General features: G+C 63.7%; 18 protein-coding genes. 12 read left to right on the plus strand and 6 right to left on the minus strand.

Annotated elements, in window-relative coordinates; genetic code table 11:
- Window positions 1-109: 109 nt before the first annotated feature.
- Window positions 110-1,489 carry a glutamine synthetase family protein gene (locus tag AC2T4A_RS06330; protein WP_024762139.1) on the minus strand — a complete coding sequence of 460 codons (1,380 nt, stop codon included), beginning with the start codon at window positions 1,487-1,489 and terminating at the stop codon, window positions 110-112.
- A gap of 278 nt (window positions 1,490-1,767) precedes the next feature.
- On the opposite strand from AC2T4A_RS06330, the gene AC2T4A_RS06335 reads away from it, so the two are divergent.
- The 8 genes from AC2T4A_RS06335 to AC2T4A_RS06370 all read left to right on the plus strand — a co-directional run bounded on the left by AC2T4A_RS06335 (window position 1,768) and on the right by AC2T4A_RS06370 (window position 10,969).
- Window positions 1,768-2,517, plus strand: a complete 750-nt coding sequence (locus AC2T4A_RS06335) for a gamma-glutamyl-gamma-aminobutyrate hydrolase family protein (protein ID WP_045215528.1) — start codon at window positions 1,768-1,770, stop codon at window positions 2,515-2,517.
- A gap of 40 nt (window positions 2,518-2,557) precedes the next feature.
- Complete coding sequence (locus tag AC2T4A_RS06340) at window positions 2,558-3,916, plus strand: glutamine synthetase family protein (RefSeq protein ID WP_138213740.1); 1,359 nt, start codon at window positions 2,558-2,560, stop codon at window positions 3,914-3,916.
- 61 nt (window positions 3,917-3,977) lie between these two features.
- Window positions 3,978-5,345 carry an aspartate aminotransferase family protein gene (locus tag AC2T4A_RS06345; protein WP_045215532.1) on the plus strand — a complete coding sequence of 456 codons (1,368 nt, stop codon included), beginning with the start codon at window positions 3,978-3,980 and terminating at the stop codon, window positions 5,343-5,345.
- A 117-nt stretch (window positions 5,346-5,462) separates the two neighbouring features.
- Window positions 5,463-6,563: a polyamine ABC transporter substrate-binding protein gene (locus AC2T4A_RS06350; protein ID WP_416748885.1), complete on the plus strand. Its 1,101-nt coding sequence runs from the start codon at window positions 5,463-5,465 to the stop codon at window positions 6,561-6,563.
- A 255-nt stretch (window positions 6,564-6,818) separates the two neighbouring features.
- The gene (locus tag AC2T4A_RS06355; RefSeq protein WP_486743654.1) at window positions 6,819-7,886 is read left to right on the plus strand and encodes a polyamine ABC transporter substrate-binding protein; all 1,068 of its coding nucleotides are present in this window, start codon (window positions 6,819-6,821) and stop codon (window positions 7,884-7,886) included.
- 151 nt (window positions 7,887-8,037) lie between these two features.
- Window positions 8,038-9,192 (plus strand): ABC transporter ATP-binding protein, encoded by a 1,155-nt coding sequence (locus tag AC2T4A_RS06360; protein ID WP_416748887.1) that lies wholly within the window; start codon window positions 8,038-8,040, stop codon window positions 9,190-9,192.
- Window positions 9,193-9,218: 26 nt separating this feature from the next.
- Window positions 9,219-10,100 (plus strand): ABC transporter permease subunit, encoded by an 882-nt coding sequence (locus AC2T4A_RS06365; protein WP_089285861.1) that lies wholly within the window; start codon window positions 9,219-9,221, stop codon window positions 10,098-10,100.
- Complete coding sequence (locus tag AC2T4A_RS06370) at window positions 10,097-10,969, plus strand: ABC transporter permease subunit (protein ID WP_081515243.1); 873 nt, start codon at window positions 10,097-10,099, stop codon at window positions 10,967-10,969. The genes AC2T4A_RS06365 and AC2T4A_RS06370 overlap by 4 nt, the downstream gene beginning before the upstream one ends.
- Before the next feature lie 422 nt (window positions 10,970-11,391).
- Here the strand turns inward: AC2T4A_RS06370 and AC2T4A_RS06375 are convergent, their stop codons facing one another.
- Window positions 11,392-13,779 carry a penicillin acylase family protein gene (locus AC2T4A_RS06375; protein ID WP_486742921.1) on the minus strand — a complete coding sequence of 796 codons (2,388 nt, stop codon included), beginning with the start codon at window positions 13,777-13,779 and terminating at the stop codon, window positions 11,392-11,394.
- A gap of 107 nt (window positions 13,780-13,886) precedes the next feature.
- On the opposite strand from AC2T4A_RS06375, the gene AC2T4A_RS06380 reads away from it, so the two are divergent.
- Window positions 13,887-14,936, plus strand: a complete 1,050-nt coding sequence (locus AC2T4A_RS06380) for an AraC family transcriptional regulator (RefSeq protein WP_416748892.1) — start codon at window positions 13,887-13,889, stop codon at window positions 14,934-14,936.
- A 3-nt stretch (window positions 14,937-14,939) separates the two neighbouring features.
- On the opposite strand, the gene AC2T4A_RS06385 is transcribed toward AC2T4A_RS06380, so the two are convergent.
- Together AC2T4A_RS06385 and AC2T4A_RS06390 are read right to left on the minus strand one after the other, a co-directional pair.
- A complete protein-coding gene (locus tag AC2T4A_RS06385) occupies window positions 14,940-15,452 on the minus strand; it encodes a transcriptional regulator (RefSeq protein WP_416748894.1) in 513 nt (170 codons plus the stop codon).
- An 88-nt stretch (window positions 15,453-15,540) separates the two neighbouring features.
- Entirely contained in the window at window positions 15,541-16,116 is a 576-nt protein-coding gene (locus AC2T4A_RS06390; RefSeq protein ID WP_486742922.1) for a DUF6436 domain-containing protein, read from the minus strand.
- Between the two features lie 123 nt (window positions 16,117-16,239).
- On the opposite strand from AC2T4A_RS06390, the gene bipL reads away from it, so the two are divergent.
- Window positions 16,240-17,178 (plus strand): phospholipase BipL, encoded by a 939-nt coding sequence (gene bipL, locus AC2T4A_RS06395; RefSeq protein ID WP_486742923.1) that lies wholly within the window; start codon window positions 16,240-16,242, stop codon window positions 17,176-17,178.
- A gap of 153 nt (window positions 17,179-17,331) precedes the next feature.
- Here the strand turns inward: bipL and AC2T4A_RS06400 are convergent, their stop codons facing one another.
- Window positions 17,332-18,072: a hypothetical protein gene (locus AC2T4A_RS06400; RefSeq protein WP_486742924.1), complete on the minus strand. Its 741-nt coding sequence runs from the start codon at window positions 18,070-18,072 to the stop codon at window positions 17,332-17,334.
- A 100-nt stretch (window positions 18,073-18,172) separates the two neighbouring features.
- Here AC2T4A_RS06400 and AC2T4A_RS06405 point away from each other — a divergent pair, with 100 nt between their 5' ends.
- On the plus strand, window positions 18,173-18,784 hold the full coding sequence (locus AC2T4A_RS06405) for a 2OG-Fe(II) oxygenase (RefSeq protein WP_486742925.1): 612 nt from the start codon (window positions 18,173-18,175) through the stop codon (window positions 18,782-18,784).
- Window positions 18,785-18,808: 24 nt separating this feature from the next.
- Here the strand turns inward: AC2T4A_RS06405 and AC2T4A_RS06410 are convergent, their stop codons facing one another.
- A complete protein-coding gene (locus AC2T4A_RS06410; protein ID WP_486742926.1) occupies window positions 18,809-19,357 on the minus strand; it encodes a DUF6160 family protein in 549 nt (182 codons plus the stop codon).
- A gap of 256 nt (window positions 19,358-19,613) precedes the next feature.
- Here AC2T4A_RS06410 and AC2T4A_RS06415 point away from each other — a divergent pair, with 256 nt between their 5' ends.
- Window positions 19,614-20,108 carry a 2-thiouracil desulfurase family protein gene (locus tag AC2T4A_RS06415; protein ID WP_416748905.1) on the plus strand — a complete coding sequence of 165 codons (495 nt, stop codon included), beginning with the start codon at window positions 19,614-19,616 and terminating at the stop codon, window positions 20,106-20,108.
- The last annotated feature ends 78 nt before the right edge of the window (window positions 20,109-20,186 follow it).

Here is a 20,186-nt window from a genome sequence, read left to right on the forward strand (position 1 = left end):
GATATGACTCGCCCTGGCGCCCCTCCTCGCCGTTGCGATGTCGCAGTTCCCCGGATGTGCCAGAGGCACAAGGAAACGCCGGCGCGAGGGCCGGCGTTTCGATTACCACTTATACGGTGTGCAAGTACCAGTTGTACTCGAGATCGGAGATCGAATACTCGAACTCCTGCATCTCATGCTCCTTGCACGCGACGAAGATGTCGATGTACTCGGGGCTGATGTACTTGTTCATCACGTCGCTGTCGTCCAGCTCGCGCAGGGCATCGCGCAAATTGTTCGGCAGGCTCTGTTCCAGCTGCTCGTAGGCGTTGCCTTCGATCGGCGCGCCCGGCTCGACCTTGTTGGTCAGGCCGTGGTGGACACCCGCCAGTACCGCCGAGAGCAGCAGGTACGGGTTGGCGTCGGCGCCGGCGACGCGGTGCTCCAGGCGCACCGCTTCCGGCGCTCCGGTCGGCACGCGCAGGGCGACGGTACGGTTGTCCAGGCCCCAGCTCGGTGCGTTCGGCACGAAGAAGGCCGAACCGAAACGGCGGTACGAGTTGACGTTCGGGCAGAGGAACGCCATCGACGCCGGCAGGGTCTCGAGCACACCGCCGATCGCGTGGCGCAACGCGGCGTTCTGCTCGGGATCCTCGCTGGTGAAGATGTTCTTGCCGTCCTTGTCGAGCAGCGAGACGTGGACGTGCAGACCGTTGCCAGCCTGACCCGGGTAGGGCTTGGCCATGAAGGTCGAGTCCATCTCGTGGTCGTAGGCGACGTTCTTGATCAGGCGCTTGAGCAGGACTGCGTAGTCGCAGGCCTTCAGGGCGTCGTCAACGTGGTGCATGTTGACTTCGAACTGGGCCGGGGCGCTTTCCTTGACGATGGCGTCGGCCGGGATGCCCTGGGCGCGGGCGCCGTCGATGATGTCCTGCAGGCAGTCGGCGTACTCGTCGAGGTCGTCGATGGAGTAGACCTGGACCGATTGCGGACGCTTGCCCGAGATCGGCGAGCGCGGCGGCTGCGGACGGCCGTTCACGTTCTCCTGGTCGATCAGGTAGAACTCCAGCTCGAAGGCCGCGACGATGGTCAGGCCGATGTCGGTGAACTTCTGCACCACTTGGCGCAGCACTTCACGCGGGTCGGCGAAGAACGGCGTGCGTTCTTCCATTTCGTGCATGGTCATCAGCAGCTGCGCGGTTGGGCGCTTCTGCCAGGGTTCCATGGAAAGAGTGTTGGGGATTGGGAAACAGACGCGATCCGCGTCGCCAATGTCCAGGCCGAGGCCGGTGCTTTCTACGGTGGAGCCGGTGATGTCGAGAGCGAAGAGAGAGGCGGGGAGGTTGATGCCCTTCTCATAGACTTTGGGCAGGTTGGTGCGTTCGATGCGCTTGCCGCGGACCACACCATTCATGTCTGCAATAAGGAGGTCGACGAACTGGACCTCGGGGTGTTCCTTCAGGAACTCACTCGCTTCTTCGAGCGACACGGCACTCTGGGGTACCGACATGATGTAACACCTTTATTGTTAAAAATTTCAATCATTCGAAAGCTGAGGTGTGAGTCAATCCGAATTGGCAAGGGTTGTCAATGTCGCACCAAAGTGGGGCGCATCGGTCGGGATGGGCCGTTTTTGGGGCGTTTCGAGCCGCTTTTGATGAGCGGAGAGCCTTTGCTGGCGGGCTGTTCAGTGGGGCGTGTTTGATTTTTTACATGGCTATTGTGTAAAAAAATGAACAAGGCTAAGCTCGGCCTCAAGCCCATAACACTTACAAACACGGGTGTCCCATGTCTCGCCTGCCGTTAATCGGCGTGTCCGCCTGCATCAAGCAGATCGGTTCCAAACCCTACCATGTTGCTGGCGACAAATACCTCAGAGCGCTGATCTCCGGGGCCTCGGGCATTCCTTTGATCATTCCCTCCCTGGGCGATGCCATCGACCAGGAAGACATGTTGGCCGCGTTCGACGGCCTGCTCTTCACAGGCTCGGCGTCGAACGTCGAGCCTCATCATTATAGTGGCTCCGCCAGCATTGCAGGCACCCCTCATGATCCCGAGCGCGACAGCACGACGCTGCCGCTGATCCGCCGCGCCGTCGCGGCCGGGATTCCGGTGCTGGGCATCTGCCGCGGTTTCCAGGAAATGAACGTCGCCTTCGGCGGTTCGCTGCACCAGAAGGTGCACGAAGTCGAAGGCTTCATGGACCACCGCGAACCCGCCGGTGAGCCGATCGAAATCCAATATGGTCTGCGGCACGTCGTCGACGTGCAGCCGGGCGGCGTTTTCGCCGGTATCGGGCTACCCTCGCAGTTCCAGGTCAACTCTATTCACGGCCAGGGCGTTGATCGTCTGGCGCCCGGCCTTCGTGTAGAAGCTCTGGCGCCTGACGGGTTGGTTGAAGCCTTCTCCGTCGAAGGTGCGGCCTTTGCCGTCGGGGTGCAGTGGCACCCGGAATGGCAGGTCGAAACGAACCCCAACTATCTCGCTATCTTCCAGGCATTCGGCAAAGCCTGCAGCAAGAGGGCGGGGAACCGCTGAGTCCGGCGTTGGGGCCGGGCTCTCAAACCCTGAGGTCTTTATGACTAGCAAGTTAGACCAGCTCAGTGGCTGGTTGAAGGAACGCAAGATCACTGAAGTGGAATGCATGATCGCCGACCTGACCGGGATTGCCCGGGGCAAGATCGCGCCGACCGCGAAATTCCTCAACGAGAAGGGCATGCGCCTGCCGGAAAGTGTTCTCCTGCAGACCGTGACCGGTGATTACGTCGAAGACGACATCTATTACGACCTGCTGGACCCGGCCGACATCGATATGGTCTGCCGTCCGGACGAGAATGCCGTGTTCCTCGTCCCCTGGGCCATCGAGCCGACTGCGATGGTCATCCACGACACCTACGACAAGCTGGGCAACCCCATCGAGCTGTCGCCGCGCAACGTGCTCAAGCGCGTGCTCCAGCTTTACGCCGACAAGGGCTGGAAGCCGATCGTGGCGCCGGAGATGGAGTTCTACCTGACCAAGCGCAGCGACGACCCCGACTACCCGCTGCAGGCTCCGATCGGCCGTTCCGGCCGCCAGGAGACTGGTCGCCAGTCCTTCTCCATCGACGCGGCGAACGAATTCGACCCGCTGTTCGAGGACATGTACGACTGGTGCGAGCTGCAGGGCCTGGATCTGGACACCCTGATCCATGAAGAAGGCACTGCGCAGATGGAAATCAACTTCCGTCACGGCGATGCCCTGGACCTGGCCGACCAGATTGTAGTGTTCAAGCGCACCATGCGCGAGGCCGCCCTCAAGCACAATGTGGCCGCGACCTTCATGGCCAAGCCGATGACCGGCGAGCCGGGCAGTGCCATGCACCTGCACCAGAGCATCGTCGACATCAAGACTGGCAAGAACATCTTCTCCAACGCCGACGGCAGCATGAGCGAGCTGTTCCTGCACCACATCGGCGGCCTGCAGAAGCTGATCCCCGAGGCGCTGCCGCTGTTCGCCCCGAACGTCAACTCGTTCCGCCGCTTCCTGCCCGATACCTCGGCGCCGGTGAACGTGGAGTGGGGCGAAGAGAACCGCACCGTGGGCCTGCGCGTACCGGATTCCACCCCGGACAACCGCCGCGTGGAGAATCGCCTGGCCGGCGCCGACGCCAACCCGTACCTGGCCCTGGCCGCCAGCCTGCTGTGCGGCTACATCGGCATGGTCGAAGGCCTCAAACCCAGTGCTCAGGTCAAAGGCCGTGGCTATGAACGGCGTAACCTGCGCCTGCCGCTGACCATCGAGGCCGCCCTGGAGTGCATGGAAGGTAGCAAGACCCTGGAGAAATACCTGGGTGACAAGTTCATTCGGGGCTACGTCGCGGTGAAGCGCGCCGAGCACGAGAACTTCAAGCGAGTAATCAGTTCCTGGGAGCGCGAGTTCCTCCTGCTTTCTGTCTGATCGGCGTGGGGTCCGGCGCGTGGCCGGGCCCCGTGTTTCTTAGAAAAGAGGTTTTATCAAGATGACTAACCAGACCAGCGCCAACACCCAACACTGGCAGGCGCTCAGCCGCGATCACCACCTGGCCCCGTTCACCGACTACAAGCAGCTGAACGAGAAAGGTGCGCGCATCATCACCAAGGCCGAAGGCGTGTACCTGTGGGACAGCGAGGGCAACAAGATCCTCGACGGCATGGCTGGCCTGTGGTGCGTGAACGTCGGCTACGGTCGCAAGGAACTTGCTGAAGTCGCCTACAAGCAGATGCAGGAACTGCCCTACTACAACCTGTTCTTCCAGACCGCCCACCCGCCAGTGCTGGAGCTGTCCAAGGCCATCGCCGACATCGCCCCCGAAGGCATGAACCACGTGTTCTTCACCGGCTCGGGCTCGGAGTCCAACGACACCGTGCTGCGCATGGTTCGCCACTACTGGACCATCAAGGGTCAGCCGCAGAAGAAAGTAGTCATCGGTCGCTGGAACGGTTACCACGGCTCCACCGTCGCCGGCGTCAGCCTGGGCGGCATGAAGGCGCTGCACGAGCAGGGCGACCTGCCGATCCCCGGCATCGAGCACATCGCCCAACCGTACTGGTTCGGCGAAGGCGGCGACATGGACCCGGAAGAGTTCGGCGTCTGGGCTGCCGAGCAGCTGGAGAAGAAGATTCTCGAAGTCGGCGAAGACAAGGTCGCCGCCTTCATCGCCGAGCCCCTGCAGGGCGCGGGCGGCGTGATCATTCCGCCGAAAACCTACTGGCCGAAGATCCGCGAGATCCTCGCCAAGTACGACATCCTGTTCATCGCCGACGAAGTCATCTGCGGCTTCGGCCGTACCGGCGAATGGTTCGGCAGCCAGTACTTCGGCAACGCCCCGGACCTGATGCCGATCGCCAAGGGCCTGACCAGCGGCTACATCCCCATGGGCGGTGTGATCGTTCGCGACGAGATCGTCCATACCCTGAATGAGGGTGGGGAGTTCTATCACGGCTTCACTTACTCTGGTCACCCGGTAGCCGCTGCGGTGGCGCTGGAGAACATCCGCATCCTGCGTGAAGAGAAGATTGTCGAGCGTGTGAAGAACGAAACGGCACCGTATTTGCAGCAGCGCTGGCAAGAGCTGGCCGACCATCCCCTGGTAGGCGAAGCCCGCGGGGTAGGCCTGGTGGCAGCACTGGAGCTGGTGAAGAACAAGAAGACCCGCGAGCGCTTCGAAGGCAAGGGTGTCGGGATGCTGTGCCGCGAGCACTGCTTCCGTAATGGTCTGATCATGCGCGCGGTGGGAGACACTATGATTATCTCGCCGCCGCTGGTGATCGAGAAATCGCAGATCGATGACCTGATCACCCTGGCGCGCAAGTGCCTCGATCAAACCGCCGCAGCCGTTCTGTCTTGAGTCTTTCACCGGACCTTTGACAGACTGCGCCTGTGCGTTGGCCAGGCTCACCGGGTGGTGACGGAAGGAGATGTCCACGCCACCCGGAACATCAAAAAAACAAACGGAGCTACCCGCATGTTCAAGACCTTCGGCAAATCCCTGCTCGCTGTAACGCTGGCGGGCGCTGTGGCTGGTATGGCGCAGGCAGATGACAAGGTGCTGCACGTTTACAACTGGTCGGACTACATCGCGCCGGACACGGTCGACAAATTCACCAAGGAAACCGGAATCAAGGTCGTCTACGACGTCTACGACAGCAACGAAGTGCTGGAAGCCAAGCTGCTGGCCGGCAAATCGGGCTATGACATCGTGGTGCCGTCCAACTCCTTCCTGGCCAAGCAGATCAAGGCGGGCGTGTATGTGCCGCTGGACAAGTCCAAGCTGCCGAACTGGAAGAACCTGAATCCGGACATCATGAAGACCCTGGAGATCAGCGACCCGGGCAACCAGTACGCGATCCCCTACATGTGGGGCACCATCGGCATCGGCTACAACCCGGACAAGGTCAAGGCCGCACTGGGCGACAACGCCCCGGTGGACTCCTGGGACCTGGTATTCAAGCCGGAGAACATCCAGAAGCTGAAGGCATGTGGCGTGAGCTTCCTCGACTCGCCGACCGAAATGCTCCCGGCCGCCCTGCACTACCTGGGTTACAAGCCCGATAGCCAGGACCCGAAAGAGCTGAAGGAAGCCGAAGCGCTGTTCCTGAAGATTCGTCCGTACGTCTCCTACTTCCACTCCTCCAAGTACATCTCCGACATCGCCAACGGCAACATCTGCGTGGCCATCGGTTACTCGGGCGACGTGTACCAGGCCAAGTCCCGCGCTGAAGAAGCCAAGAACAAGGTCACCGTGAAGTACAACATTCCGAAGGAAGGTGCCGGCGCGTTCTTCGACACCGTTGCCATTCCGAAGGATGCCGAGAACCAGGAAGCCGCGCTGAAGTGGATCAACTTCCTGCTCGAGCCGGCCGTCATGTCCGAGATCACCAACGTCGTGCAGTTCCCGAACGGCAACGCCGCGGCTACCCCGCTGGTGAGCGAGGCGATCCGCAACGACCCGGGCGTGTATCCGACTCCGGAAACCATGAAGAAGCTGTACGCCTTCCCGGATCTGCCGGCGAAGACCCAGCGTCTGATGACCCGCAGCTGGACCACCATCAAGTCCGGCAAGTAATCGGGTAGCCGCTGCCGCCTGGCGCGGCAGTGGATGGTCCGGGACAGCGGTGGGGGAGTGCCCTCCCTCGCCGCTACCGGCAGCAACAAACAGCTTCCATCGGTGGAATGGCTGCGCAAGCCCTGGCGCTCTCGTGCTGATGAAGGGTTCGGCGCTACCCACGGACCGGCCGTCGAAACCCCGGCAGCAACCGACTGAAGTAGTTAAAAACAACGAGAGGACTCACGTGTGCGCATTCCCTTCCGCAGAACCCTGATCGCTGCAGTCTCCGTCTTCGGCCTGACTTCGCTGGCACAGGCGCAGCAGACCGTCCATATCTACAACTGGTCGGACTACATCGGTGAAACCACCCTCGCCGATTTCGAGAAGGAAACCGGTATCAAGCCGGTGTACGACGTCTTCGACTCCAACGAAACCCTGGAAGGCAAGCTGCTGGCCGGTCGTACCGGCTATGACGTGGTCGTGCCGTCCAACCACTTCCTCGGTCGCCAGATCAAGGCCGGTGCGTTCCAGAAGCTGGACAAGACCCAGCTGCCGAACTGGTCGAACCTCGACCCGCACCTGATGAAGCAGCTCGAGGCCAACGACCCGGGCAACCTGTACGGCGTGCCGTACCTGTGGGGCACCAACGGCATCGGCTACAACGTCGAGAAGGTCAAGGCCGTGCTGGGTGTCGACACCATCGATTCGTGGGCTGTCCTCTTCGAGCCCGAGAACATGAAGAAGCTCAGCCAGTGCGGCGTCGCCTTCCTCGATTCGGGCGACGAGATGATGCCGGCTGTGCTCAAGTACATGGGGCTGGACCCCAACAGCACCAACCCGGATGACTACAAGAAGGTGGAAGAGAAGCTGATGGCGGTGCGCCCGTACGTCACCTACTTCCACTCCTCCAAGTACATCTCGGACCTCGCCAACGGCAACATCTGCGTCGCGGCCGGTTTCTCCGGCGACGTGTTCCAGGCTGCCAACCGCGCCAAGGAAGCCGGCAAGGGCGTGAACATCGCCTACGCCATTCCCAAGGAAGGCGCCAACCTCTGGTTCGACATCCTCGCCGTGCCGAAGGATGCCTCCAACCCGAAGGCGGCTCACGCGTTCATCAATTACCTGCTCAAACCCGAAGTAATCGCCAAGGTCAGCGATTACGTCGGTTACGCCAACCCGAACCCCAAGGCTGGCGAATTCATGGATGAGTCCGTGCGCAACAATCCTGAGGTGTACCCATCCCAGGAGGTTCTCGACAAACTCTTCGTGCAGCATGAGCTGCCGCCGAAGATCCTGCGCCTCATGACCCGTTCCTGGACCAAGATCAAGTCGGGCAAGTAAGACGGGTTTCCCCAAATCCGTCCGCGCGGGCACGGAGCGTCGGAGAGCCTCTCGAAAGGTTTTCCGGCGCACGTAAACTGCGCCAGCCCTGAGTAATACCAAGCATGCCCGGCCGCGGGGGCCGGGCCTCTATGATTTGGGAGTTGTGGTAATGGCAATAGCCTCCGGTGCCTACAAGAAAGCCTTGAGTGGCGACCAGAAACCGAAAGAGGTTCTGGTAAAAATCGACCGGGTCAGCAAGCAGTTCGACGAAACGCTGGCTGTGGACAGCGTGTCTCTGGACATCAAGAAGGGCGAGATCTTCGCCCTGCTGGGTGGTTCGGGTTCGGGCAAGTCGACCCTGCTTCGCATGCTGGCTGGTTTCGAGCGTCCCACTGAAGGTCGCATCTTCCTCGATGGCCAGGACATTACCGACCTGCCGCCCTATGAGCGGCCGATCAACATGATGTTCCAGTCGTACGCCTTGTTCCCCCACATGAGCGTGGCGCAGAACATCGCCTTCGGCCTGAAGCAGGACGGCCTGCCCAAGGCGGAAATCGACAAGATCGTCGACGAGATGCTCAAGCTCGTGCAGATGACCCAATACGCCAAGCGCAAGCCGCACCAGCTCTCCGGCGGCCAGCGTCAGCGCGTGGCCCTGGCCCGCTCCCTGGCCAAGCGTCCGAAGCTGCTGCTGCTCGACGAGCCCATGGGCGCACTGGACAAGAAACTGCGTTCGCAGATGCAGCTGGAACTGGTGGAGATCATCGAGCGCGTGGGCGTGACCTGCGTAATGGTGACCCACGACCAGGAAGAGGCCATGACCATGGCCCAGCGCATCGCCATCATGCACCTGGGTTGCATCGAGCAGATCGGCAGCCCGATGGACATCTACGAGACTCCGGCCAGCCGCCTGATCTGCGAGTTCATCGGCAACGTCAACCTGTTCGACGGCGAGATCGTCGAAGACCTGCAGGACCACGCGGTCATTGCCTGTCCGCAGCTGGAAAACCCGATCTACATCGGCCACGGGATCAGCACCCGTGCCGAGAACAAGCGCATCACCTACGCGCTGCGTCCGGAAAAGGTCATGGTCAGCGCGCAGAAGCCTGACAACCTGGAGCACGAAGGCTTCAACGTCGCCCAGGGCACCGTCCATGACATCGCCTACCTGGGCGGTCACTCGGTGTACTACATCAAGCTGGCCTCCGGCTTCATCGTCCAGGCCTTCATGGCCAACGCCGAGCGCCACGTGGCGCGTCCGACCTGGGACCAGCCGGTTTACATCAGTTGGTACGACGACAGCGGTGTGGTACTGCAATCATGAACATCAGCAAATCGCTCATGAAACGCCTGCCGAACGGCCGGCATGCCGTGATCGGTGTGCCGTTCTTCTGGCTGTTCCTGTTCTTCCTGCTGCCCTTCGCCATCGTGCTGAAGATCAGTCTGGCGGCAGCGGACGTGGCCATTCCGCCGTACACCGAAGTGTTCCAGTACGCCGACCAGACGCTCCAGGTCGTGATGAACCTGGGCAACTACCTGATGCTGACGGACGACCCGCTCTACATCGACGCCTACCTGGGCTCGCTGAAGATGGCGGCGATCAGCACTTTCCTCTGCCTTGTGATCGGTTATCCGATGGCCTACGCCATCGCCCGCGCCAGCAAGGAAATGCAGACCGTCCTGCTGCTGCTGATCATGATGCCGACCTGGACGGCGATCCTGATCCGTGTGTACGCCTGGATGGGCATCCTGTCCAACAACGGCCTGCTCAACAGCTTCCTGATGTGGCTGGGCATCATCAACGAGCCGCTGACGATCCTGAACACCAACTTCGCGGTGTACATCGGTATCGTCTACTCGTACCTGCCCTTCATGGTCATGCCGCTCTACGCCAACCTGGTGAAGCACGACATGAGCCTGCTGGAAGCCGCCTCCGACCTCGGCGCGCGCAGCTTCACCAGCTTCTGGAAGATCACCGTCCCGCTGTCCAAGAACGGCATCATCGCCGGCTGCATGCTGGTGTTCATCCCGGCGGTGGGCGAGTTCGTGATCCCGGAACTGCTGGGCGGCCCCGAGACGCTGATGATCGGCAAGGTGCTGTGGCAGGAGTTCTTCAACAACCGTGACTGGCCGGTGGCGTCTGCCCTTGCCGTGGTGATGCTGGCAATCCTGATCATCCCCATCATCCTCTTTAACAAGAACCAGGCTAAAGAGCTGGAGGGCAAGGTATGAACAAGCGTTGGTCGTTCTCCAACATCATGCTGGTGTTGGGCCTGCTCTTCATCTACGTGCCGATGCTCATCCTGGTCATCTACTCGTTCAACGGCTCCAAGCTGGTGACCGTGTGGGGCGGCTGGTCGGTGAAGTGGTACGTCGGCCTGCTGGACAACCAGCAACTGGTCGGCTCGGTATTCCGCTCGCTGGAGATCGCCTGCTACACCGCGATCTCCTCGGTGGCCCTGGGTACCCTGGCCGCCTTCGTGCTGACCCGCATCCCGCGCTTCCGTGGCCGCACGCTGTTCGGCGGCATGGTTACCGCGCCGCTGGTCATGCCCGAGGTGATCACCGGTCTGTCGCTGCTGCTGCTGTTCGTTGCCATGGCCCAGCTGATCGGCTGGCCGCAGGAGCGCGGCATCGTGACCATCTGGATCGCCCACACCAGCTTCTGCTCGTCCTACGTGGCGGTGGTGGTGTCGGCGCGTCTGCGTGAGCTGGACCTGTCCATCGAGGAAGCGGCCATGGACCTGGGCGCCAAGCCCTGGAAAGTGTTCATGCTGATCACCATCCCGATGATCGCCCCGTCGCTGGCGGCGGGCGGCATGATGTCCTTCGCGCTGTCGCTGGATGACCTGGTACTGGCCAGCTTCGTGTCCGGTCCTGGCTCCACCACCCTGCCGATGGAAGTGTTCTCCGCCGTGCGCCTGGGCGTGAAGCCGGAGATCAACGCCGTCGCCAGCCTGATCCTGCTGACCGTCTCGCTGTTCACCTTCTTCGCCTGGTACTTCACTCGCCAGGCCGAGGAGCGTCGCAAGCGTGCGATCCAGGAAGCCATGGAGTCCAACGCGACCGATTGGCAGAAGGGTTCGACAGCCACCGCCTGACGCCGTCTTGTCGGCCGGTAGTATCCGGCGATTGTCGAACCACGGGCCACCTTCGGGTGGCCCGTGTTTTTTTGCTCACACGTTATTCCGAAGTGCTTGGAAATTCGGGAGTTATCGGAAAAATCCGTGCGTCGCAAAGGCTCGCTCCCGGCCGATTGCGAACTACGCTTGAAGTGTTCGGATGCGTTGCCCGGTCACCCCCCGAACCAGGACCGGACCGCGTAGCCGGCAAACTTCCAGTGACGCCTTATGGCACTCCGTGCGGGAGACGGCGCCCAATACAACACCCCGATCGTTATCCCTTGGGGAAATAAAGCGCCAGGGAGCTTCGGCATCTCCCGCAACACTCTCTACAACACACCCATGAAAAACCCCGCAGGAGCGGGGTTTTTCATTTATGGGCGGTTCTTGTCGAAGACGCTTCAGCGACGGACGGGAATCAGCCGCAGGATGCCCTTGGTGTTGGCCTTCACCTCGTTGTCGTCATAGTGCTGCGGCAGGTATTGGCCCTCGATATAGGCCTCGGCCTGGTCGTCGTAGTGCTTGTCGAAGGGCACGCCGCTCTGACCCACCGGGTTGATGCCCAGGCTGTGGGCCGGGTCGGCGAAGTCGATCAGGCGACGGGTGGACGGGCCGTAGATCACCTGCCAGGGAGCCGGGCCGACGCGGGCGGAGAGGTTGTTCGGTACCTCGTGACCACCCGGCGCGGCGAACGGGCCGACGTTGAAGATACGGTCCAGCGGCTTCTGCTGACCCAGCGGGTGGCCGTGGGTCAGGGTGTGCGCCTTGCCCCACTGCCATTGCTTCGAATCCTGGCCTAGGGTGGTGCGCAGGTGCGCCAGGCTGTCCTTCCAGGCGGCCTTGACGATATCAGCGCGAGTTTCCTTCTGCGGCGTCTTGCGGTTGTCCCACCAGGGCGAATTCTCGTCGGCGGCCAGGCGCGGCAGGGCCACGTCGAGCACACGGGTGGACAGCAGGTTGTCGAAGAAGGCGTCGCCCATCTCGTCGCGCATGGCGCCGTCGGCTACCTGATAGAGCAACTGGTTGAACAGAGTGGCGGTCACGGAGTCCAGCGGGTGGTCGCCCTGCCAGTTGGCCAGGTTCTCCACCAGTGCCTTCTCCTCGTCGGTTCCGGCAGCTTCACGCAGGATCGGCAGCACCGGCTTGAGGAAGCGCGGGCCGTAGCCGGTAGCGGTGTCCAGTTGCAGCGCCTGGCTGTTCTGCAGGTCCCACTTCACCGAATCGTCGGCCAGGCGCTTGTTCAACTGCTGGCCGCGATCGGGCAGGTTGTAGTAGCCGGGCACGGGGCGGCCGTTGGCCGGTACCGGCTGGAAGTTGGCGGAGACGATGTAGCCGCGCGCCGGGTTTTCTTCCTGCGGGTTCTCGCTGAAGGGGTAGAAGCCGGTCTTGTCGGCCTGGCCGCTGGCGCCGTCGAGCAGGAAGTTCGGGTTGACCCCGTCCGGGCGCACCGGCAGCTGCGCCGAGGCCCACCAGCCGATGTCGCCACGGGCGTTGGCCCAGACCACGTTGAGGCCTGGCGACTGGATCTTCGAGGCGGCCGTGCGCGCCTTGGCCAGAGTGTCGGCGCGGTTCAGCTCGTAGAAGGCGTCGAGGATGGGATTCTGGGTTTCCAGGAAGGCCCACCACATGGACACCGGCGTCTTGCCCGAGGCGGTGCCCAGCGCATCGTTGACCAGCGGGCCATGGGGCGAGCTGCGCAGGATGATCTTCACCGGCGCCTCGCCCTTCACCGCGATGCTCTGTTCTTCGCTCTTCAGATCCGCCCACTGCCCGTGGTACCAGACCTGGTTGGGGTTGTCCGGGTTGACCTTCTCGGCGACCAGATCGACGTCGTCGTTCTGGAACATCGTCAGGCTCCAGCCGAACTGCAGATTGTGGCCGAGCGAGGCGAAGGGGTTGAGCGCCTGATAGTGACCGTACAGTTCGAAGCCCGGTGCGCTGGCCTGCATCTCGTACCACACCGCCGGCACGGCGAAGCGGATGTGCGGGTCGCCCGCGAGCAACGGCTTGCCGCTCTTGGTGCGGCTGCCGGAGACGGCCCAGGCGTTGCTGCCCTCGAACTGCGGCAGGCCGGCCTTCTCCAGCGCCGCGTGGCTCAGCCGGGCAATGGCGCTGAGGTCCTGCCAGTCGGCGGCGGCCAGCGCCTTGGGAGTCATCACGCCTTCGGGATGCCAGTCGAGATCGAAGACCTTCAGGTAGTCCGCGCCCAGTTCGTCGCGCACGTAGGTCAGCACCGGCTCGGTGCGGAAGGCGGCAGCAAAGCTGTAGGCCATGTAGCCGGCGACGCTGACGGTGTCTTCGGGCGTGAACGGGCGCTTGGGAATGCCGAGGATGTCGAACTCCACGGGGCGCGGGTGGCTGTCCTGGAACTGGTTGACGCCGTCCAGGTAGGCGACCAGCGCCTTCCAGGCCGGGGAGTTCTTGTCCTGGGTCTTGACGTACTCCGCCGCGTGGTCGCGAATGCGCAGGCTGCGGAACATGCGGTCGGTGTCCACCAGCTTGGGCCCGAGCACCTCTGCCAGCTCGCCACGGGACAGACGTCGCAGGATTTCCATCTGGAACAGGCGGTCCTGGGCGTGGACATAACCGATCGCCCGGTACATGTCCTCCTCGCTTCCAGCCTTGATGTGCGGCACGCCGCGCTCGTCGTAGCGGACCGTGACTTCGCTGGCGAGGCCGGCCAGGGGCAGTTGTCCGTCGCGTACCGGCTGCTTGCCGTGCAGGTACCAGCCGCCACCGGCCGTTGCAGCGGCGATGACGACAGCGAGGACAGTCAAAGTGCGTTTCATGCGGCAACTCCTTGTTGTTATGGGGCGATTTTGCAGTGGTTGCCGCTCGCCGCTCATTGACCAAAGGTCTCGTGACTGGAATTCTCCGGTCAATCCCAGGAGTGACCATGGCCGCCCCCGAGCTGAACTTCCCCGCCACCCCGGCGCTGACCCAGTCCGCCACCCTGCGCCGCCAGCTGTATGAAGCGCTCTCGGTGCTGGGCTTCGACCCGACCGACATCTACCGCCAGGCGCTGCAGAAGGTCCGGCTGCCGCCGCCGGCGCAAAGCGGCCGCCTGGTGCATGACGACGCGCCATTGTTCTGGACGACCCTTGACGACATTACCGGTGATGCCGATATCGGCCTGCACCTGGGCGAGGCGATGAAGCCGCGCCTGCTGGATGTGGTCGGCTACTTGCTGATGGCCAGCGGCGACCTGCGCGAGGCACTGCACAGCTTCCTGCGCTTCCAGCACATCCTTTCCGGTGGTTTTGCTGCGCAGATGCGCGAGGAGGGCGAGCAGGTAAGGCTGATCCTCGACCTCAACTACCTCGGCACCATCAATCTGCGCCAGCAGATGGAGTGCCTGATGCTGCTGTTCCTCAAATTGCTGGCGCTGATCACCGATGATGAATTCCGCGTCCAGGCCATCGAGTTCCGCCACCCGCAGCCGCGCAAGCTCAGCGAGCATCGGCGGCTGTTTGGCCTGACACCCAGCTTTGGAAAGCCCAATGACGCCCTGCTGTTCGACCGCGCCCTGCTGGCCCGGCCGTCACGCACCGGTAATCCGGCGCTGCACCGGTTGCTCACCGAGCACGCGCGCGAACAGCTGGGCACGCTGGACGAGAACGACCTGCTCAATCGCCTGCGCTACCTGATCGGCGTTCGCCTGGGGGAGGAGGATTGCACCCTGCAAAGCTGCGCCCGCGAGCTGGGCGTGCGCGCAGGGCTGCTGCAGCGCAACCTGGCGAGCCGCGCGCAGACCTTCAGGGAAGTGCGCGAAGAAGTGCGTCGACAGCGTGCGGCGCAATTGCTGGAGCAGGGCGTGGCGATCCGCGACGTGGCGCGGGCCTGCGGTTTTGCCGAGCTGTCGCCGTTCTATCGCGCGTTCAAGCGATGGTACTCGGTGCCGCCCGAACGCTATCGCCAGCGCCTGCAGGGTGGCACCGAAAGCTGAGGGTTACTCGGCCAGCGGAATTTCGCGGCTGACTTCCAGCAGCGCCATGGCGTCGAGCTGGTCCTCGATCTGCAGGAAGCGCAGCGCGCGTTGCGGCGAGACTTCCTTGGCGATGCGCTTGAGGTACTTCTCCTTGAGCTCCTGGCGGTCGTCCTGCAGCTCCAGCACCTGCTTCTGCAGCTTGGCCGCGTCGTCGTTGCTCACCGAGCCGGTGTTATAGCTGTTGGCGTAGTCGATGATGATTGCCAGGGTCTGCTTGCTCAGCTTGTCCGCCTCGGTGCGGTAGCTGTTGTAGATCGGCCAGAACTTCTCGGTTTCCTGCTGGGTGAGCTTCATGTTGGCTTCGACGATGCGCTTGCGCTTGTAGTCGATGTCGGCAATGCGGTTGTTGATGGCCTGCTTGTGTTGCTCCATCACCTGTTTGCTGTTGGGGGCATCTTCGGCGTGGGCGGCCAGAGGCAGGACAAGCCCGGTGGAGAGGACGGCGCAGAAGGCGAGGGCGGAATGAAGACGCATGCGAAAAGCTCCTTGGTAGCGATCGGCCCTTCATGGGCCGGCGAACCAAGTGTAGTCACGGATTGGCCATCGTCTTCGTTGATGCGGCTCAGTGCTTCGCGCCATCCCAGGGGCAGTAGCAACCTACCGCCAGAGTGTGGGTAGCGTTCACGTGGCGCCCCTGCACCAGGGCATCGAGGATCGGCTCGATGAAGCTGTTGCCCGAGGTGCACACCGCACCCTCGCTGTAGGGGCCGAAGTAGGCCAGCTTGCCCTGGGCGTCCCAGATCGCCACCGCAGGGCTGGCCGGCAGTTGTTCGGCGCCGGGCAGGGACTCCAGCGTACGCATGGCGTTCAGCGTGTCGGGCAGGTGGCCGCGGGTGCCGGGCTTCTGCACGGCGAAGAACTCCACGCCCTGCGGGCCGAAGCGCTGGATCAGCTCGCCCAGGTGCTGCTGGTTGCCGACGTTGCAGGGGCAGGCCGGGTCCCAGAAGTGCACCAGGCGGATCTTGCCCGGGCCGGCCAGTTGGGACGGCAGCATCAGGTGGTCGCCGGAAAACAGCTGCGGCTGGTGGCTGAACGGGCGGATGAAGCGGTTCTCGTACCACCAGTAGGTGGCGAGCAGCGCGCCCAGGCAGAGCGCGGCGATCAGCCAGGTGAACAGCGATTTTCGGCGTGAGGGCATGGCGGCGACCAGTGGCAGAGTCGGTAAGATAGCCGACAAGCTTGCCACGGGGGCGAGCGCGGCAGAATATCCGGCTGCTGCACGCGCTCCTTTCTTCACCCGCCTGCCAGAAGCGAAACGCCCATGCCTGAAGCCTTCCAGCCCGATCTGCTGCGCACCCTGCTGCGACCTCTGACCGCAGAGGCGAACGAGGTCGGTATCGCGCTGTACCAGCATTTCTACGGCCTGGACCTGCACGGCCGGCATCCGGGCCTGCAGAGCCGCCTGGGCACCTTCGAGGCCGGCGGCTACCAGATTGCGGCGCAGTACTGGCGGCCGCTGCTGGCGCGCGGCACCGTCGTGCTGCTGCATGGTTACTACGATCACATGGGGCTGTACCGCCACGTGATCGACTGGGCGCTGGGCATGAACTTCGCAGTGCTGGCCTGTGACCTGCCGGGGCATGGACTCTCGGGCGGCGCCGCCGCCAGCATCGGCGACTTTGCCGAATACCAGCTGGTGCTCGGCGCGCTACTGGCCCAGGCCCAGGCGCTGGACCTGCCGCAGCCCTGGCACCTCTGCGGGCAGAGCACCGGCGGGGCGATCCTGCTGGACTACCTGCTCACCGGCGCTCCGCGCCCGGAGCTGGGCCGTACCATCCTGCTGGCGCCGCTGGTGCGACCGCGGGCCTGGGGCTGGTCGAAGTTCAGCTACCAGATGCTGCGGCCCTTCGTGGATTCGATTCCGCGACGCTTCAGCGAGAATTCCAACGACGCCGAATTCCTTTCCTTCCTGCGCGACCGTGATCCGCTGCAGCCCAAGATCCTGCCCACGGCCTGGGTTGGCGCACTGGCGCGCTGGATTCCGCGCATCGAGGCGGCCGGCCACGGTGCGCAGAGCCTGCTGGTGGTGCAGGGCGACGCCGACGAGACGGTGGACTGGCGCTACAACCTGAAGGTGCTGGAGGAGAAGTTCGAGAAGATCGAATGCCTGCTGCTGACCGGGGCGCGACACCACCTGGCGAACGAGAGCGAGACGCTGCGCCGGCGTTACTTCGATTTTCTCAGTGAGCGGATGGCCTAGCGGGGATGATGCGGGGAAGGGAGCCACTGTAGTCGAGGGTGTGTCCTTCACTCCCTGCGCCATGCTCCTCAGGCGCCACCCTCTGTACAGCAGGCGTCATTCTAGAAGGGGTGTTCCTCGGAGTGGTCTTCAAGCAGGGTCGGTCTTTTCCGATCACTGCCCGCCGGAGGAAACCGATAACCCTGCCTTGAGGGCGGCCAGCGCGGCGCGGTAATAATCGCGTCCGGCCGGCGACTCGCTGAAGTCGGCGAACTGGCCCAGCTCGGCATCGCTAAGGCCGCGATAGACGTACAGCAGGGTGTTGTCGAGGTCGGCGCCGATCTGGCTCATCAGCTTCTGCCGCTGGCCTTCGAGCATGCCCTGGGTGGTGCCGCCACCGAGCAGGCCGGGAAGCATCTGGCTGAGGCTGTCGGCGGCCACGCTGGCCAAGGCAAGGCTCACTTCAGCGCCTGCTTCACGGGCTGGCAGCACCTGGCTCAGGCGATGGACGATCTGCTTGCGTGCGTCACTGGCCTGCTGGCGCGGCAGGCCGTTGGCGTATTTCTGCAACTGGTCGCTGCGGGTGGCCAGGGTTTCGGCACCGGCGACCTTGCGGCCCAGCGGGGATTCGAAGAAATTCACCGCCGCCGCGCTGTCCGGCAGGTTCTGGCGCAGGCCGTTCAAGGCGCGCTGGTCGATGTCGGCGGGGGCGAAGCGCTGGTTGCTGTTGTCCACCAGCGCCTGGTACAGCGCCGGCGGCAGGTTGCCCTGGTAGCGCTTTTGCGCAGCGTGCAGGGCGTCATTGAAGTGTGCTCGCTGTTCCGGCCAGCCGGCGGCCTGGTACAGGCGCTGGTAGTTGTCGGCCAGGGCAGGCATGCCCAGTACAAGAAGGGTGAGGGCCAGCAGTACGCGCATTGCAACTCCTTTTGGGCGGCAGGGTTCGCTCGCCGGGGGCTATTGTCGGCAAGGCTTGCCCTGCTTGTCGAGACACTGGCGCTGGACGTTACAATGCGCGATGCATTTCGACGTCGATTCTCCCCTCCTGCAAAGCATCGTTGACGACCTCGCCGAGAAGGGCTGGTCGCAGCAGGACGCCTTCCTTCCCGATGCCCTGATCGCCCAACTGGCGGCGGAGTGCCGTGCGCGTGACGCGGCCGGCAAGCTGGCCTCCGCGGCTATCGGAAGGGGGGACGGGCAGGCCGTGCGCGAAGGCATTCGCGGCGACCGCATCCAGTGGCTGGAGCCCGGCCAGTCCGAGGCTTGCGACCTCTACCTGGCTGCGCTGGACGAGCTGCGCCGACAGATCAATCGCGCGCTTTACCTGGGCCTGGAAGATTTCGAAGGGCACTTCGCGCTCTATCCGCCAGGGGCGTTCTACCGGAAGCACCTGGACCGTTTTCGCGACGATGATCGCCGCACCCTCTCCGCCGTGTTCTACCTCAATCGCGACTGGCCGGTGACGCAGGGCGGCGAATTGCGCCTGTATCTCCCCGACGAACGGACGCTGGACCTGGCACCGCTGGCTGGCCGGCTGGTGGTGTTCCTCTCCGGCGAGTTCCCCCACGAGGTGTTGCCGGCCAGCCACGAGCGTCTGTCGCTCACCGGCTGGTTCCGCCGCCGCGGCTAAGCCCCGCTCCGAACCCCGAAGGCGTCAGTGGCCCCAGATCTTCAGGGTGCCGCTGATGTCCTGGATGTCGCGCACCTCGATGCTGCCCAGCTTTCCGCCGCCCACGTAGAGATCACCGGCCACGCGCAGGCGGATGGTCTGCGACGGCAATCCGCTGGCGTTGAGTTGCTGGTTGATGGTGGTGAGGTCGGGCAGGGTCAGGGCCAGTTGCTGCTGGCCGCCGGCGCCCTGCACCACGTCTACCTGCAGGGTTGGTTGCTCGATGCCGAAGATCGGCAGGCTCAGGCCCAGCTGCGCGGGCCCGTAAGGCAGGCTGCCGCCGCGTCCGTCGGGGCAGTCCCCGGCACTCACGCAGCCGTTGTCGATGAACACGTTGCGCAGCGAGACACTGCCGCCATCATCCTTCCACGCCACGCTGTCCATGCGTGCCAGCACGTCGGCGCGGATGCTGATGCCATCCTGACCGGTGACGGCGCCCAGGCGCTCGTTATCCAGGGCCTGGAGCTCGGCGAAGGCAAAGGGCAGGTGGGACAGTGCAGCGAAGGTGGCGGTGCAGAGCAAGAGACGCGGCATGACGAGGGCTCCATGGCGATTGGCCGATGCGCGAGTCTGGTTGGCGGCCGGTCTTGCGGCCAGTGCCGGACGGCTGTTCCCGTCGAAGGTTGTGTTTCAGCGCTGTGCCGACGACCGGCGCGCCGCTCTGGCGCCCGACTTTCGGCGGGGCGGAAACCTGTTGCGACACACCCCCCGATGAAACTTGCGTTACCCGGCGTGACCGGCAAACGGCGAGCGGCTAGTCTGTCCCCTTCCAAAAGGGAGTGATTCGCCCATGCAGAAGGTTCTCGTCAGCCGCTGCCTGCTTGGCCATCGCGTCCGCTACGACGGCGGCGCGCACGGGCCGTTCGACCTGCTGTCGCGCTGGCTGGACCAGGGGCGAGTGGTCGCGCTGTGTCCGGAAGTCGCCGGCGGCCTGCCGACACCCCGCGCCCCGGCGGAAATCCCAGGCGGCCAGGGTCTGGCCGTGCTGGAACGGGCGCGCCCGGTGATGACGGTGGAGGGGGAGGACGTCAGCGATGCCTTCCTGCTCGGCGCCGAGGAGGCGATGGCGTTGGTGCGCCGCCACGACATCCGCCTGGCGGTGCTCAAAGCGCGCAGCCCTTCCTGCGGCAACCGCGAGAACTACGACGGCAGTTTCAGCGGCCAGAAGGTTGCCGGCGAAGGTGTGACCGCCGCTGCGCTCAAGCGCATGGGCGTACTGGTGTTCAGCGAGGAAGAGCTGGATGCCGCCGCCGTCTGTCTGGCCGGGCTGGAAGCCGGAGGCTAGAGCGCTCGCCGTCACTCGAAGAAGCACTATTTTGCTTGAGCCTCGCGCCGTGGCGCCTATGCTTGTGCGTTCCATGCG

This window comes from Pseudomonas sp. PVC-3-1 (assembly GCF_057444315.1).

What these genes read in the sequence shown, in the direction of transcription:
- AC2T4A_RS06415 (WP_416748905.1), top strand. Translation starts at nt 19,614, where the DNA reads ATGCAGAAGGTTCTCGTCAGCCGCTGCCTGCTTGGCCATCGCGTCCGC.
- AC2T4A_RS06380 (WP_416748892.1), top strand. Translation starts at nt 13,887, where the DNA reads ATGGCCGCCCCCGAGCTGAACTTCCCCGCCACCCCGGCGCTGACCCAG.
- AC2T4A_RS06330 (WP_024762139.1), bottom strand. Translation starts at nt 1,489, where the DNA reads ATGTCGGTACCCCAGAGTGCCGTGTCGCTCGAAGAAGCGAGTGAGTTC.
- AC2T4A_RS06370 (WP_081515243.1), top strand. Translation starts at nt 10,097, where the DNA reads ATGAACAAGCGTTGGTCGTTCTCCAACATCATGCTGGTGTTGGGCCTG.
- AC2T4A_RS06335 (WP_045215528.1), top strand. Translation starts at nt 1,768, where the DNA reads ATGTCTCGCCTGCCGTTAATCGGCGTGTCCGCCTGCATCAAGCAGATC.
- AC2T4A_RS06400 (WP_486742924.1), bottom strand. Translation starts at nt 18,072, where the DNA reads ATGCGCGTACTGCTGGCCCTCACCCTTCTTGTACTGGGCATGCCTGCC.
- AC2T4A_RS06360 (WP_416748887.1), top strand. Translation starts at nt 8,038, where the DNA reads ATGGCAATAGCCTCCGGTGCCTACAAGAAAGCCTTGAGTGGCGACCAG.
- AC2T4A_RS06410 (WP_486742926.1), bottom strand. Translation starts at nt 19,357, where the DNA reads ATGCCGCGTCTCTTGCTCTGCACCGCCACCTTCGCTGCACTGTCCCAC.
- bipL (WP_486742923.1), top strand. Translation starts at nt 16,240, where the DNA reads ATGCCTGAAGCCTTCCAGCCCGATCTGCTGCGCACCCTGCTGCGACCT.
- AC2T4A_RS06385 (WP_416748894.1), bottom strand. Translation starts at nt 15,452, where the DNA reads ATGCGTCTTCATTCCGCCCTCGCCTTCTGCGCCGTCCTCTCCACCGGG.
- AC2T4A_RS06390 (WP_486742922.1), bottom strand. Translation starts at nt 16,116, where the DNA reads ATGCCCTCACGCCGAAAATCGCTGTTCACCTGGCTGATCGCCGCGCTC.
- AC2T4A_RS06405 (WP_486742925.1), top strand. Translation starts at nt 18,173, where the DNA reads ATGCATTTCGACGTCGATTCTCCCCTCCTGCAAAGCATCGTTGACGAC.
- AC2T4A_RS06345 (WP_045215532.1), top strand. Translation starts at nt 3,978, where the DNA reads ATGACTAACCAGACCAGCGCCAACACCCAACACTGGCAGGCGCTCAGC.
- AC2T4A_RS06375 (WP_486742921.1), bottom strand. Translation starts at nt 13,779, where the DNA reads ATGAAACGCACTTTGACTGTCCTCGCTGTCGTCATCGCCGCTGCAACG.
- AC2T4A_RS06340 (WP_138213740.1), top strand. Translation starts at nt 2,558, where the DNA reads ATGACTAGCAAGTTAGACCAGCTCAGTGGCTGGTTGAAGGAACGCAAG.
- AC2T4A_RS06350 (WP_416748885.1), top strand. Translation starts at nt 5,463, where the DNA reads ATGTTCAAGACCTTCGGCAAATCCCTGCTCGCTGTAACGCTGGCGGGC.